The following is a 13,994-nucleotide window of genomic DNA, read 5'->3' on the forward strand; positions in this document are numbered from 1 at the left end:
AGGGGGATAATTATTGATTACCCGCCCATACCACCATCACCTTATCGCCCTTGTGCTCGCGCACGAAGCCATACCCCTCTTTCAGCGACAGCGTGGTTTGTTTGCCTTCACCGATCGCCGGATGGCGGGCACGGAACTGACCCAGCGTTTGCCAGTGGGCGACGGTTAGGGCCTGCTTGCCCGTGACGTCCTGCCAGTTCATATCTGACCGGGTACCCTGCAGCGGGTCGGAGCCTGTCGGCCCGAACGGACGTTCAGATTCATCGCCGTAGTAAATCTGCACGCTGCCCGGTGCCAGCAGGAGCAGCTCCGCCGCGCGCTGGCCTCCTTCGCGGAACAGACGCGTATCGTGTGATGAGAGATAGCTCAGCACGTTGAAGCTTTGCAGCTTCTCCGCCATCTGCTGCCAGGTGAGATCCATATCGGCCAGGCAATCCACCGCTTTTGCCGCCTGCTCCTGATAGTCAAAGTTGATCATCGCATCAAAACCGTGGCGGTAATAATCGCTTTGCATCACCCCGTGGCCCCAGGATTCCCCGGTCATCCAGAACGGTGCGTTGTCGAGCTTTTTGTCCGGGTTCGCCCCTTTCCAGGCGGCCAGCGCCTGGCTTGCCTGGTCTTTCAGCTGTTGCCAGGCCGCAAGCTCAACGTGTTTAGCCGTATCCACCCGGAAACCGTCGATGCCGTAGTCACGGACCCACTGGCTGAGCCAGTGGGTAAGGTAGTCGCGCGGGGTATATCCCTTGATGGCCTTCGCGTGGGTATCGGGCTTGTGTTGGTAAAAGTTTGGCAATCCGGAAGGCGTCGTGGATTCCGTTTTCAGATCCGGCAGAAATGCCAGCGACATGGTTAAATCATCGAAGCCGGGGTTATCGTAATCACCGATGTCGGTGCGGATCCACTTTTTACCCCACCATTTTTCCCATGCGGCTTTGTCACTAAAGTTGATGTAGTCGTTAAAGCTGTGCCAGGTCTGGCCTGCGCCCGGCTTCCAGTCCGTCCAGCGTTCTCCCAGCGTCTTTTTCAGCTCATCACCCTGCAGGTACAGGGCACCAAACTGATATTCCTGCATGTCTGCCAGCGTGGCATAACCAACGTGGTTCATGACGATATCGAAAAGAACGCGGATCCCGCGCTTGTGCGCTTCGTCGACAAGCTGGCGTAAATCATCTTCAGTTCCCATATTGGCGTCGAGCGTTGTCCAGTCCTGGGTGTAGTAGCCATGATAGGCATAATGCGGGAAATCACCTTTGGTTCCGCCGCCTACCCAGCCGTGGATCTGCTCAAGCGGGGAGCTTATCCAGAGCGCATTCACCCCCAGCTGCTGCAGGTAATCGAGCTTGCTGGTCAGCCCCTTCAGATCGCCACCGTGGAATGTGCCAATCTCCTGCATGCCGTCTTTATGGCGGCCATAGCTGTTGTCGTTGCTCGGATCGCCATTCACATAGCGGTCGGTCAGTACAAAATAGACGGTGGCGTTTTGCCAGCTAAACGGTGCCGGCTTGTCGGTTTCGGCGCGCTCAAGCAGCAGCAGGCCGTTACTGTTGGCGGCTGGCTGCAGGGTTATTTTTCCATTCTGCACCGTCGCCGTCTGTTTACTGTAGTAGTCGCGCACGACGGAGCCTTCCGGGAAGGTATGGCTGACGTCCAGCGTCAGCGGCTTACCGTCCCACTTCGGACACTGGCGGATGACGTTTGCAACCGGCTGTTCTGCGGCACTCTGAATCGTCAGCAGCAGGGTGGGCGTGCCGGAACGGGTATCAATCCGCATCAGGTATTCACCGTCGCGGAAAAGTCGCCACTGCGGCGGTGTGCCGTCACAGGGCTTGAGCGACAGCATCTCATTGAGTTTTATCGCGCCTGTGGGCTGCCAGCACGTCTTGTCAAAACTCAGCGTAAGAGGACGCGTACCCTTCGCAAGCTTTGCCTGGCTGGTGAAGACTCCGGTGCCTTCGGCGCTAAATGCGCTAAACCCCGGCGATGACCAGTCGGCATATGCCAGTGCGGGTAACATCAGAAAGGCTAATGCGGTGCGTTTCATTCCTTTTTCCTGTCGCGGCATTTTTGACCAGTGTGCCAGCAGGCAGAGGGGAAAAACTCATCCCCTGTCGCTTTCTGCCGGGAGGATGCGTGAGGATGAGTGATCTTGCGCAAAATTAGGCAGTTATCTGCGAGAACGCACACATATTTTCGGAAATGATGTTTTTATGAGCAAGTTTCAGGTGACATAGTTTCGGAATTGGACTATTTCTATACGTGCTCTTGAAGTCTATTTTTGATATGATTTGAGATTCCGCTCTCAAATTTGTGAAAAAAATAAGGTGTTGGGATGATTACATCCGACCAGGAGACCTAATGATATCGACTCCCATTCGACGATATGGGGCTGCGATACTCATGTTACTCACCACGGCATTTTCGGGTGAGGTGCTTGCGAAGACGCACACGGATACAACGAGTAAGAAAGCCCACGTAATAAAGACGACAAGTAGTAAGGTTAGCAGTAAACAAGAGTATTCTCGCAATAGTGCAAAGAGTAGTTCACTTCCTGATTTGCGAAAATACCCTTCCGGAACACCAAGGAAAAAAGCGTTTCTCCGGACGGTAATGCCTTACATCACGAGTCAAAATGCCGCGATTACTGCGGATCGTAACTGGCTGATCTCCAAACAGTACGATAGCCGCTGGTCGCCGTCAGAGCGCGCGCGTCTGAAAGATATCACGCAGCGCTACAAGCTGAGCTGGAACGGTAACACGCGTCGTGTGCCGTGGAATGCTCTCCTTGAGCGTGTGGATATCATCCCGGGCAGCATGGTTGCGACCATGGCTGCTGCCGAAAGTGGCTGGGGGACTTCTAAGCTTGCGCGTAGCAACAACAACCTTTTCGGCATGAAGTGCGTGAAAGGTCGTTGTAACAATGCCCCTGGCAAGGTGAAAGGCTATTCGCAGTTTGAGTCTGTGAAGGATTCCGTCAGCGCCTACGTGGTGAATCTGAATACGCACCCGGCCTACTCATCGTTCCGTAAATCACGCGCTCAGCTGCGTAAAGCGGACCAGGAAGTGACGGCCAGTACGATGATCCACAAGCTGAAAGGTTATTCGACGAAGGGACAGAGCTATAACAACTATCTGTTCGCCATGTACCAGGATAACCAGCGCTTAATCGCCGCCCATATGTAATCTCAAAAAAACGCCTTCCACTGGAAGGCGTTTTCTTTTCTATATCAGCACCTCGCTGTGGCGATCCCGATACTCCTTCGGCGTGGTGTCATACTCTTTGCGGAACACCGAATAGAAATATTGCAGGGACGGGTAACCGCACATCTGCGAGATTTCGTTGATCGACAGCGACGTAGAGATGAGCAGGCTGCGTGCTTTCTCCAGCTTTTCAGCATGGATAACGGCATGAATAGTTTCGCCCACCTCTTCTTTGAACCGCTTCTCCAGATTCGAACGCGAAATGCCCACCGAATCCAGCACCTGATCGACTTTAATCCCTTTGCAGGCGTGGTTGCGAATATAGTGCATGGCCTGAATGACGGCCGGGTCGCTTAAGGAGCGATAATCGGTTGAGCGACGTTCTACGACGCGAACAGGAGGCACCAGCAGGCGTTGAAGCGGCAGAGATTCTTTATCCAGCAGGCGATGCAGCAGCTTCGCCGCCTGATAGCCCATCTGGCGCGTGCCCTGGGCAACGGAGGAGAGCGCCACGCGGGAAAGGTAGCGGGTCAGTTCTTCGTTATCAATGCCAATCACGCACAGCTTTTCGGGCACCGGAATGTGTAAATGTTCGCAGACCTGCAGCACGTGGCGCGCGCGGGCGTCCGTTACGGCAATAATACCGGTTTGCGGCGGCAGCGTTTGCAGCCAGTCCGCCAGGCGGTTTTGCGCGTGCTGCCAGTTTTCCGGCGCGGTCTCCAGCCCCTGATACACCACGCCGCGATACTTCTCCTGCGCGACCAGCTGGCAAAACGCGTGCTCACGCTCAACAGCCCAGCGCTTGCCGCTGGTGGCGGGTAAACCATAAAACGCGAAGCGATGGACGCCTTTCTCTTTTAAATGGAGAAAGGCGGCCTCGACCAGGGCATGGTTATCGGTGGCAATATAGTGGACCGGCGGATAGTGTTCGGGCGAATGGTAGGAGCCGCCGACGCCCACTATCGGGACGTCGACGTCGGTCAGCAGCTGCTCGATGACGGGATCGTCATAGTCCGCGATGACGCCATCGCCCAGCCAGTCTTTGATGTTCTCCAGACGGGTGCGAAAATCTTCTTCAATAAAAATATCCCATTCGGATTGCGACGCCTGCAAATATTCACCCACGCCTTCCACCACCTGACGGTCGTAGGCTTTGTTGGCATTGAATAACAACGTAATGCGGTGACGCTTTTCAAACATGGCTCACTTCCCAATTAAGTCACAATACGGTTATCAGGCCCGTCGCTTGGTGGCCGAGTCCATCCAGACTGCCAGTAAAAGAATGGCCCCCTTGACGATATACTGCCAAAACGTCGGGACGTCCATCATACTCATCCCGTTATCCAACGACGCCATGATAAATGCCCCCATGACCGCACCTGCCACGCTACCGATACCCCCTGCGAGGCTGGTGCCGCCAATAACGCAGGCGGCGATAGCATCCAGCTCGGCGATGTTACCGGCGGAGGGAGAGCCGGCCCCGAGACGCGAGCTGAGGATCAATCCGGCGATAGCGACCATCAGGCCGTTAATGGCGAAGACCGCCAGCTTGGTGCGTTCGACATTGATACCCGAGAGGCGGGCCGCTTCAAGGTTGCCGCCAATGGCATAAATACGGCGGCCAAACGCGGTGCGCGTGGCCATAAACATGCCGCCCAGCAGTAAAAGCGCCAGCAGCAGGACAGGGGTCGGGACACCGCGATAGTCGTTTAAAAGCCAGATGGCGCCCAGCACAATGACCGCCATGAGCGCCTGACGTCCCACTACCGACGTGGATGCTGGCGACGCCAGCCCCAGCGCCTGACGGCGCATACGTCCACGCCACTGCCACGCGACAAAGGCCAGTAACCCAATCACACCGAGGGTAAAGCCCACGCTATCTGAGAGATAACTCTGGCCAATCTGCGACATGGCTGCACTGGTCGGGGAGACGGTAGTGCCGTTAGTGATGCCGATTAAGATCCCGCGGAAGGCCAGCATCCCTGCCAGGGTGACGATGAACGACGGCACTTTACGGTAGGCTACCCACCAGCCATTCCAGGCTCCCAGTACCAGCCCCAATACCAGCGTGACCGCCACGGTCAGCGGCAGCGGCCAGCCGAACCAGACGTCAAAAATCGCCGCCACGCCGCCGAGGAGCCCCATCATCGAACCAACCGACAGGTCGATTTCCGCGGAGATAATCACGAACACCATGCCGACGGCGAGAATGCCGGTGATGGCGGTCTGGCGGAGCAGGTTGGAGACGTTACGCGCGCTTAAGTACGAGCCATCGGTCATCCAGGTAAAGAACAGCATGATGACGATAATCGCCGCGATCATCACGAAAACCTGCAGGTTAAGCGCTTTTAGCCCCGCGAACGCACCGGGCGTCGGAACGGCGACTTTGATATCAGATGGATTGCTTTTCGACATGACGTTCGCTCCTTAAAGCGGCTTCCATCACCTGCTCCTGCGTCAGGTTCTGGTTAATCAGGTTGGCTTTCAGTTTTCCCTCGTGCATGACCAGCACGCGGTCGCTCAGGCCGAGCACTTCGGGTAACTCAGACGAAATGACAATGACGGCAATCCCTTGCTGTACAAGCTGATTAATCAGTTTGTAGATTTCATATTTGGCACCGATATCAATCCCGCGCGTGGGCTCATCAAGGATTAGAATACGTGGATTGAGAAGCAGGCAGCGCGCCAGAATCGCCTTCTGCTGGTTGCCGCCGCTCAGGCGGCCAATGGCCAGTTCTGGTGAGGAGGTTTTGACCTTCAGCCGGGCAAGTGACTGGAGAATGCACTGCTGCTCGGCGGCATCGTCCAGGCTGCTCAACGCGCCGGAGAACCGGTCGAGCGCCGCAAGCGTAATGTTTTTTCCCACCGCCATGACCGGCACGATGCCGTCTTTTTTGCGGTCTTCCGGCACCATGGCAATGCCGCGGGCAATTGCCTGCTGGCAGTTGTCGATTTTCACCGGCTGGCCGTCGATATAAATCGTGCCCTCCCAGCGTCCCGGCCACACGCCAAACAGACACTGTACGGCCTCCGTGCGCCCGGCGCCGACTAACCCGGCAATACCGAGAATTTCGCCGCTGTGCAGAGAAAACGAGACGTTATTCACACGCTTGATGTGGCGGTTAACGGGATGCCACGCGGTCAGGTTTTCCACGCGCAGCACTTCATCACCTGTTGCGTGGGGCTCATTCGGGTAGAGTGCCGTCAGCTCGCGGCCCACCATCATGGTGATGATGTCATCTTCGCTCATCCCGGCGGCTTCACGCGTGCCGATGTGTTGCCCGTCTCGGATTACGCAGATGGTGTCCGAAATGGCTTTAACCTCGTTCAGCTTGTGCGAAATATAGATGCAGGCGATGCCGTGATTTTGCAGGTCGCGGATGATATTGAGCAGAACCGCGGTTTCCTGTTCGGTGAGCGAGGCCGTTGGCTCATCAAGGATCAGCAGCCTGACCTGTTTATTGAGCGCTTTCGCGATTTCGACCAGCTGCTGTTGCCCGAGGCCCAGATCCCCCACGCGGGTATCCGGTGAAATGTTGAGGCTCACCTGCGCCAGCAGCTTTTCGCAGCGGAGCGTCATGGTGTCGTAATCCAGCACGCCGTGGCGGGAAATTTCGGCCCCGAGGAAAATGTTCTCCAGCACGGTGAGATGCTTCACCAGCGCCAGCTCCTGGTGGATGATGGCGATGCCTTTGCGTTCGGTATCGCGGATGTGTGTCGCCTGGATAACTTCACCGGCAAAGACGATTTCGCCTTCGTAGCTGCCGTGCGGGTAGATCCCGCACAACACTTTCATCAGCGTCGACTTGCCCGAACCGTTCTCACCGCACAGCGAAACCACTTCGCCGGGGTTCAACCGGAGGCTGACGTTGTCGACGGCTTTCACCGTGCCGAAGCGTTTGGTGATGCTTTTCATTTCAAGTAAATAAGGCATAACTGCTCCACATAACCCGAGGGAAGAACAGTACAACGTGATGCGCCCCCGCAGAGCAGGGGGCGCGCCGGATTACAGTTCGCTCTTCTTGTGGAAACCGTCTTTAACCACGGTGGCGTCAATGTTCTCTTTGTTGACTTCAATCGGTGTGAGCAGGCGAGCCGGAACGTCTTTCAGCCCGTTATTCAGCGTTGCGTCTGCTTTAGGCTGTTTGCCATTGCCCAGCTCTACGGCGATTTCCGCCGCCGTATTGGCAAGCTCGGTAATTGGTTTGTAGACCGTCATGGTTTGGGTGCCTGCGATAATGCGTTTTACGCCAGCCAGATCGGCATCCTGTCCTGAAATGGCGACTTTACCGGCCAGCCCCTGTGCACTCAGGGCCTGGATAGCACCGCCTGCGGTGGCATCGTTGGAGGCCACAACCGCATCAATTTTGTTGTTGTTGGCCGTCAGCGCGTTTTCCATAATCTTCAGCGCATTTTCTGGCAGCCAGCCGTCGGCCCACTGATCGCCGACCACTTTAATTTTCCCGTTGTCGATATACGGCTTAAGGACTTTCATTTGTCCTTCACGGAACAGTTTGGCGTTGTTATCCACCGGAGAGCCGCCCATCAGGAAATAATTGCCCTGAGGCACTTTGTCGATCAGGCTTTGCGCCTGTAATTCCCCGACTTTTTCATTGTCGAACGAAATATAATAATCAATGTCCGCATTATTAATCATGCGGTCATAGGCCAGCACTTTTATGCCTTCCTGTTTGGCTTCTTTCACCACGTTACTTAATACCTGGCCGTTATAGGGGATAATGACCAGCACATCGACGCCACGGTTGATCATATTCTCGATCTGCGACATTTGTGTTTCTTCGTTGCCGTTAGCCGACTGAACAAACACGCTGGCGCCGAGGGATTCTGCTTTTTTAACAAAAATATCGCGATCTTTTTGCCAGCGCTCCAGACGCAGGTCGTCAATCGCCATGCCAATTTTGACCTCTTTGGCATGTCCTGCAAAGCTTGTAAGGAGGAGCGTAGTGCAGAGCGTTAGAGTCAGGTTCTTTATCTTCATAATTATTAGGCCTTTTTGTAGGGGTATGTGTTGCTGAGATAAAAGAAACATTCACTGCTGAGACGCAGCAAATTTTTAACGCGGAAAGGCGGGCTGGCAATTACAGATTTTTATCTTCCCATTATGATATTTGGTTTATTTCTGAATTTATGACCGCGATCGGATTTTAAAATACGTAACGCCTTAATTACATTTGATTCTGGAATACGCGCCGAGAAATAGTTTGTCTGCGCATTATTTTGCGAGCCAGCGCACAGTTGTGCATTCTCTCAATAGCAGTGTGAAATAACGTAATTGAGCAACCCAAAATGTCTATTCACTATTACTCCTGTATCAACGACTCGCCGCATACCCTGATTATGGAGCTCAATATGCAAGCTTATTTCGACCAACTCGATCGTGTTCGTTACGAAGGCCCAAAAACGACCAATCCTTTAGCATTTCGTCACTACAACCCGGATGAGCTGGTGCTGGGTAAGCGCATGGAAGATCATCTGCGCTTTGCCGCCTGTTACTGGCATACCTTCTGCTGGAACGGCGCCGATATGTTCGGCGTGGGTTCCTTTGACCGCCCGTGGCAGCAGCCGGGTGAGGCCCTTGAACTGGCGAAACGCAAAGCCGATGTCGCGTTTGAGTTCTTCCACAAGCTGAACGTGCCGTACTACTGCTTCCATGACGTGGACGTGTCACCGGAAGGCGCATCGCTGAAAGAGTATCTGAACAACTTTGCGCAGATGGTGGATGTACTGGCGGCGAAACAGCAGCAAAGTGGCGTGAAGCTGCTGTGGGGCACGGCAAACTGCTTTACCAACCCTCGCTACGGCGCGGGCGCGGCAACCAACCCGGATCCAGAAGTGTTTAGCTGGGCGGCCACGCAGGTGGTGACGGCAATGAACGCCACGCATCAGTTGGGTGGTGAAAACTATGTCCTGTGGGGCGGACGTGAAGGCTATGAAACCCTGCTCAACACCGATCTGCGTCAGGAGCGCGAGCAGATTGGCCGCTTTATGCAGATGGTTGTCGACCATAAGCACAAAATCGGCTTCCGCGGCACGCTGCTGATTGAGCCGAAGCCGCAGGAACCGACGAAGCACCAGTATGACTACGACGTGGCGACGGTGTATGGCTTCCTGAAGCAGTTCGGTCTGGAAAAAGAGATCAAAGTGAACATTGAAGCCAACCACGCCACGCTGGCGGGCCACTCTTTCCACCACGAGATCGCGTCTGCGATTGCGCTGGGCATCTTCGGCTCGGTCGATGCTAACCGCGGCGACGCGCAGCTGGGCTGGGACACCGACCAGTTCCCGAACAGCGTGGAAGAGAATGCGCTGGTGATGTACGAAATCATCAAAGCGGGCGGTTTCACTACCGGCGGCCTGAACTTTGACGCCAAAGTGCGTCGCCAGAGCACCGACAAATACGATCTGTTCTACGGCCACATTGGCGCGATGGACACCATGGCGCTGGCGCTGAAAGTGGCGGCACGTATGATTGAAGACGGCGAGCTCGATAAACGCGTGGCGAAGCGTTACAGCGGTTGGAACAGTGAGCTGGGCCAGCAAATTTTGAAAGGTCAGTTATCACTTGCGGAGATCGCGAAGTACGCTGAACAACATCAGCTGGCGCCGCAGCACCAGAGCGGGCATCAGGAACTGCTGGAAAATCTGGTCAATCACTACCTGTTCGATAAATAACAGCACCCAGGCCCGGTAAGCGCAGCGCCACCGGGCATTTTCAGTTAAGGAATCCACTATATGTACATCGGGATCGATCTTGGCACATCGGGTGTGAAAGCCATCCTGTTGAGCGAGCAGGGCGACGTGTTAGCAACGCAGACGGAAACGCTGCAGGTTTCACGTCCGCATCCGCTGTGGTCGGAACAGGATCCGGAGCAGTGGTGGCAGGCGACGGATCGCGCAATCAAAGCCTTAGGCGAGCAGCACAGCCTGCGCGACGTGAAAGCGCTGGGGATTGCCGGGCAAATGCACGGCGCGACGCTGCTCGATAGCCAGCATCGCGTGTTGCGACCCGCCATTCTCTGGAACGATGGCCGCTGTGCAGAAGAGTGCGCGCTTCTTGAGGCGCGTGTACCCACGTCTCGTGAGATTACCGGCAACCTGATGATGCCCGGCTTTACCGCGCCCAAGCTGCTGTGGGTGCAGCGACACGAGCCGGAGATTTTCCGTCAGGTGGCGAAAGTCCTGCTGCCGAAAGACTATCTGCGCTTTCGTATGACGGGCGATTTTGCCTCCGACATGTCCGATGCCGCAGGCACCATGTGGCTCGACGTGGCGAAGCGCGACTGGAGCGAGGCGATGCTGGATGCCTGCCATCTGACCCGTGAACACATGCCCGCGCTGTTCGAAGGCTGTGAGGTGACGGGCGCACTGCTGCCAGACGTTGCAGAACGCTGGAATATGCCTGCCGTACCGGTGGTGGCTGGAGGTGGCGACAATGCCGCGGGTGCTGTCGGTGTCGGCATGGTTGAGGCGGGCCAGGCGATGCTGTCGCTGGGAACGTCTGGCGTCTATTTTGCCGTCAGCGACGGATATCGCAGTAATCCCGAAAGCGCTGTGCACAGTTTCTGTCATGCCCTTCCGGGTAAATGGCATTTGATGTCGGTGATGCTCAGCGCGGCGTCCTGCCTGGACTGGGCGGCAAAACTCACCGGCATGGCCGACGTGCCGGCGCTCATTTCTGCGGCGCAGCAGGCGGATGACGCTGCGGGTACCGTCTGGTTTTTACCGTATCTTTCCGGCGAACGTACGCCGCACAACAACCCGGAAGCGAAAGGGGTGTTCTTTGGCTTAACCCATCAGCATGGCCCGGCAGAACTGGCGCGTGCGGTTCTGGAAGGCGTGGGCTATGCCCTGGCCGACGGGATGGACGTGGTGCACGACTGCGGCCTGAAACCGACGAGCGTCACCCTGATTGGCGGCGGTGCGCGAAGCCCTTACTGGCGACAGATGCTCTCGGATATCAGCGGTTTGCAGCTGGATTTCCGCACAGGAGGGGATGTTGGCCCCGCGCTCGGCGCCGCGCGTCTGGCTCAAATAGCCATTCATCCGGAACAACCGCTTTCGCAACTGCTGCCGCAGCTTACCCTTGAACAGGCGCATGTACCTGATACGGTGCGCCATGCGCGGTACGCGGAAAGGCGCGACGTGTTCCGCAAAATCTACCAGCAGCTGCTGCCGCTGATGTCGTAAAAACGCTTGTCCGTGAAAGGCACGAGGATGTCCTTTTTTGGTCTGTGCGTGCCTTTATTTCCTTGCCAGTATGGTGTTACACCCACTGGCAAGGAGATCCATCATGTCACGCATTTCACTCATCAATATTGATACTCAGCAGTCGTTCCATCATCGCAATTACTGGCAGGAGGACGATATTCCTGCCTTTCAGCAGGCGATGCTGGGGCTGATTGAAGGCTGCCAGGCGCGCAATATTCCGGTCGTTGATATTTTTCATGTGGATGAAGACGGTCCCTTTACCCTGGAGAGCGGCTTTGTCAAACCGATGGCCTTTTTACGTCATCAGCCGGATGTAGTTTTCCAGAAACACGTCCATAATGCCTTCACGGATACCGGGCTCGATCGCTGGCTGCGCGAGCGTGATATCAACCAGCTGATTATCTGCGGCATTCGCACTGAGCAATGCTGCGAAACCACCGCCCGGGTGGCATCCGATCTGGGCTATGCTGTGACCTTTGTCAGTGAGGCAACGCTGACGTTTCCGATGACGTACAGGGGCATTACCCTTAGCGCAGCGGAAATTCGCCATCGTACCGAGACGGTACTTTCGGGGCGTTTTGCCGAGATTAAAACGGTAGCGGAGACGCTGGAGTCCCTGTAATGAGCATCGACGTTTGGTTCGTGATGTTGCCCGGTGTGCTGTCATTAGACATGACCGGCCCGGCAGAGACCTTTGTGCTGGCTGGCGACGCGTTTCGTCTGCATTACATCGGCCCGCAACCGGAGGTTCCGACGTCGATAGGCCTGACGATGAGCGGCATCCAGCCGTTACCGGAAAGGCTTCCTGAGGGGAGCCTGCTGGTATTGCCCGGCGTGAGCGACTCCCGCAGTCAGTTTTCGACACCACAGGCGTTACAGATACAGCACTGGCTGATGCGCCTGCAGCCGGTCATTCAGCGCCGGGATATCACGGTGATGTGCGTCTGTTCCGGAGCCTTACTGGCGGCGAAGTCGGGCCTGCTGAACAACCGGCAGTGTACAACCCACCATGACGTTATCAGCCGTTTACGCACCGCAGCTCCCACGGCGACGATTAAAGAAAACCGCATCTTTGTGCAGGACGAGAACATCTGGACCAGCGCGGGGATCACGTCGGGCATCGATCTGGCGCTGCATATGATTAACCGCCTGTGCGGCCCCGAAAAGGCGCTGGCCGTGGCGCGTGAGATGGTGGTCTGGTTCCGCCGTTCCGGTGACGATCCCCAGCTATCTCCGTGGCTACGCTACCGCAATCATCTTCATCCGGCGATTCATCGGGCGCAGGATGCGCTCACCGCCGAGCCGCATAAAACGTGGAGCTTGCCTGACATTGCCGCACTGGCGCACGTTAGCCCGCGTCATCTCACCCGGCTTTTCCAGTCACATTTAGGCATTAGCGTTCGCGATTATCTGGAGCAGCTGCGTCTGGCGGTGGCGGAGCAGTGGCTATTGCAAGGGCGCGGCGTGGAGCAGGCTTCACTGGCGGCAGGGTTTTCCTCCCCGCGCCAGTACCATCGCGCCCGGCAGCGAAGCATTAGCTGACGAAGCGGCGAGCGTCGATTTTTTGCAGCAGCATCGACAGCAGCAGGCTGATCGCCAGCGTGGCGGCAAAAATCCAGACGATATCCAGCGCCGGCCAGCTTTTTAGCTCAATGCCTCTCGTGCGCAGCGCGTGGATCACCAGCGCGTGAAAACCGTAAATCCCGAGAGAGTGCCGCGAGATCAGACTCAGCACGGGCACGGGACGCGCGTTCAGGGTGTTTTTGGCGAGCGTGAGCAGCGAGACGGCACAGATAAAGACCATCGGCCCGCAATACAGATACCAGGTATCGGCAAAATTGCCGCGCCACTGCAGCTCGTGCAGCGTCCCGCGTGAAATCACCGCCACGCCAGCGATAAACAGCGCCCCGCAGAGCCAGTTCAGACCGCGTTTTTGCGTATCCATCATTCCGATGGCGCGCCCCAGCATGCCGTAAAGCACGTAGTAAAAAGTATCGCCGTTGATATAGAGATTGACCGGAAGCCACTCAAATCCGTCGATTTTCTGTGAGAGCGTATTCGGGTTGGCAATAATGCCAGCCACCACCATCAGGGCCAGCAGCATTTTACCGCTGACGTTTTTTACCTGGATGAGCGGGGAGACCAGATAGATAACGATAATGGCGAAGAAGAACCACAGGTGGTAGAACACCGGTTTTTGCAGCACGTATTTCAGCGATAGTCCGGCGTTTATTGAGGTGAACAGAGTGATATAGAGCAAGGCAACGGCGCTGTAGAACCCCAGGCAGGCCGCGATGCGAATGAAGTGCCTCGGCTGCGCGCTGCGTTCGCCAAAAAAGAGAAAGCCGGAAATCATAAAGAACAGCGGCACGCTGACGCGTGACGCAGAGTTGAGAATATTGGCGATATCCCAGTTAACGGGGCTGATGCTGTGCGCATTCGTGACATACCAGGTCGTCGTGTGGATCATGACCACCATCAGACAGGCTATTCCTCGCAGGTTATCAATCCAGTTAATTTTTGACTGCATCAGTTCCTCGTATTCCCTGTAAATTGAGTGTGACTCC

11 protein-coding genes are annotated in these 13,994 nt (G+C 56.1%); 5 read left to right on the forward strand and 6 right to left on the reverse strand.

The window, feature by feature from the left end:
* Nucleotides 1-10 precede the first annotated feature (10 nt).
* Nucleotides 11-2,041: an alpha-amylase gene (locus GXP72_RS00930; RefSeq protein ID WP_208763395.1), complete on the reverse strand. Its 2,031-nt coding sequence runs from the start codon at nucleotides 2,039-2,041 to the stop codon at nucleotides 11-13.
* Nucleotides 2,042-2,355: 314 nt separating this feature from the next.
* On the opposite strand from GXP72_RS00930, the gene GXP72_RS00935 reads away from it, so the two are divergent.
* Nucleotides 2,356-3,180: a protein bax gene (locus GXP72_RS00935; RefSeq protein WP_032645431.1), complete on the forward strand. Its 825-nt coding sequence runs from the start codon at nucleotides 2,356-2,358 to the stop codon at nucleotides 3,178-3,180.
* A gap of 39 nt (nucleotides 3,181-3,219) precedes the next feature.
* Here the strand turns inward: GXP72_RS00935 and xylR are convergent, their stop codons facing one another.
* The 4 genes from xylR to xylF form a co-directional block, all read right to left on the reverse strand.
* A complete protein-coding gene (xylR, locus tag GXP72_RS00940) occupies nucleotides 3,220-4,398 on the reverse strand; it encodes a D-xylose utilization transcriptional activator XylR (RefSeq protein WP_021242460.1) in 1,179 nt (392 codons plus the stop codon).
* Nucleotides 4,399-4,431: 33 nt separating this feature from the next.
* A complete protein-coding gene (xylH, locus tag GXP72_RS00945) occupies nucleotides 4,432-5,613 on the reverse strand; it encodes a xylose ABC transporter permease XylH (RefSeq protein WP_090420442.1) in 1,182 nt (393 codons plus the stop codon).
* Complete coding sequence (locus GXP72_RS00950; protein ID WP_208763396.1) at nucleotides 5,591-7,132, reverse strand: xylose ABC transporter ATP-binding protein; 1,542 nt, start codon at nucleotides 7,130-7,132, stop codon at nucleotides 5,591-5,593. The genes xylH and GXP72_RS00950 overlap by 23 nt, the downstream gene beginning before the upstream one ends.
* 72 nt (nucleotides 7,133-7,204) lie before the next feature.
* Nucleotides 7,205-8,197, reverse strand: coding sequence for a D-xylose ABC transporter substrate-binding protein (gene xylF, locus GXP72_RS00955; RefSeq protein WP_157188450.1), 993 nt, complete (start codon nucleotides 8,195-8,197; stop codon nucleotides 7,205-7,207).
* Between the two features lie 371 nt (nucleotides 8,198-8,568).
* Here xylF and xylA point away from each other — a divergent pair, with 371 nt between their 5' ends.
* The 4 genes from xylA to GXP72_RS00975 all read left to right on the forward strand — a co-directional run bounded on the left by xylA (nucleotide 8,569) and on the right by GXP72_RS00975 (nucleotide 12,969).
* Complete coding sequence (gene xylA / locus GXP72_RS00960) at nucleotides 8,569-9,891, forward strand: xylose isomerase (RefSeq protein WP_090420479.1); 1,323 nt, start codon at nucleotides 8,569-8,571, stop codon at nucleotides 9,889-9,891.
* Nucleotides 9,892-9,951: 60 nt separating this feature from the next.
* Nucleotides 9,952-11,406, forward strand: coding sequence for a xylulokinase (gene xylB, locus GXP72_RS00965; protein WP_208763397.1), 1,455 nt, complete (start codon nucleotides 9,952-9,954; stop codon nucleotides 11,404-11,406).
* Between the two features lie 103 nt (nucleotides 11,407-11,509).
* Nucleotides 11,510-12,049 carry an isochorismatase family protein gene (locus GXP72_RS00970; RefSeq protein WP_061716183.1) on the forward strand — a complete coding sequence of 180 codons (540 nt, stop codon included), beginning with the start codon at nucleotides 11,510-11,512 and terminating at the stop codon, nucleotides 12,047-12,049.
* Entirely contained in the window at nucleotides 12,049-12,969 is a 921-nt protein-coding gene (locus tag GXP72_RS00975; protein WP_061716182.1) for a helix-turn-helix domain-containing protein, read from the forward strand. Before GXP72_RS00970 ends, GXP72_RS00975 begins: the two co-directional genes overlap by 1 nt.
* Here GXP72_RS00975 and GXP72_RS00980 read toward each other — a convergent pair.
* A complete protein-coding gene (locus GXP72_RS00980) occupies nucleotides 12,962-13,957 on the reverse strand; it encodes an acyltransferase (RefSeq protein WP_061716181.1) in 996 nt (331 codons plus the stop codon). The genes GXP72_RS00975 and GXP72_RS00980 overlap by 8 nt on opposite strands.
* Between the last annotated feature and the right edge of the window lie 37 nt (nucleotides 13,958-13,994).

The sequence above is a fragment of the Enterobacter sp. SES19 genome, assembly GCF_011765665.1.
Lineage (GTDB): Bacteria > Pseudomonadota > Gammaproteobacteria > Enterobacterales > Enterobacteriaceae > Enterobacter > Enterobacter pseudoroggenkampii.

Excerpts from the sequence above, each read along its gene's own strand:
- xylB (WP_208763397.1), top strand. The coding sequence starts at position 9,952 with ATGTACATCGGGATCGATCTTGGCACATCGGGTGTGAAAGCCATCCTG.
- GXP72_RS00970 (WP_061716183.1), top strand. The coding sequence starts at position 11,510 with ATGTCACGCATTTCACTCATCAATATTGATACTCAGCAGTCGTTCCAT.
- GXP72_RS00980 (WP_061716181.1), bottom strand. The coding sequence starts at position 13,957 with ATGCAGTCAAAAATTAACTGGATTGATAACCTGCGAGGAATAGCCTGT.
- xylH (WP_090420442.1), bottom strand. The coding sequence starts at position 5,613 with ATGTCGAAAAGCAATCCATCTGATATCAAAGTCGCCGTTCCGACGCCC.
- GXP72_RS00935 (WP_032645431.1), top strand. The coding sequence starts at position 2,356 with ATGATATCGACTCCCATTCGACGATATGGGGCTGCGATACTCATGTTA.
- GXP72_RS00975 (WP_061716182.1), top strand. The coding sequence starts at position 12,049 with ATGAGCATCGACGTTTGGTTCGTGATGTTGCCCGGTGTGCTGTCATTA.
- GXP72_RS00930 (WP_208763395.1), bottom strand. The coding sequence starts at position 2,041 with ATGAAACGCACCGCATTAGCCTTTCTGATGTTACCCGCACTGGCATAT.
- xylR (WP_021242460.1), bottom strand. The coding sequence starts at position 4,398 with ATGTTTGAAAAGCGTCACCGCATTACGTTGTTATTCAATGCCAACAAA.
- xylF (WP_157188450.1), bottom strand. The coding sequence starts at position 8,197 with ATGAAGATAAAGAACCTGACTCTAACGCTCTGCACTACGCTCCTCCTT.
- xylA (WP_090420479.1), top strand. The coding sequence starts at position 8,569 with ATGCAAGCTTATTTCGACCAACTCGATCGTGTTCGTTACGAAGGCCCA.
- GXP72_RS00950 (WP_208763396.1), bottom strand. The coding sequence starts at position 7,132 with ATGCCTTATTTACTTGAAATGAAAAGCATCACCAAACGCTTCGGCACG.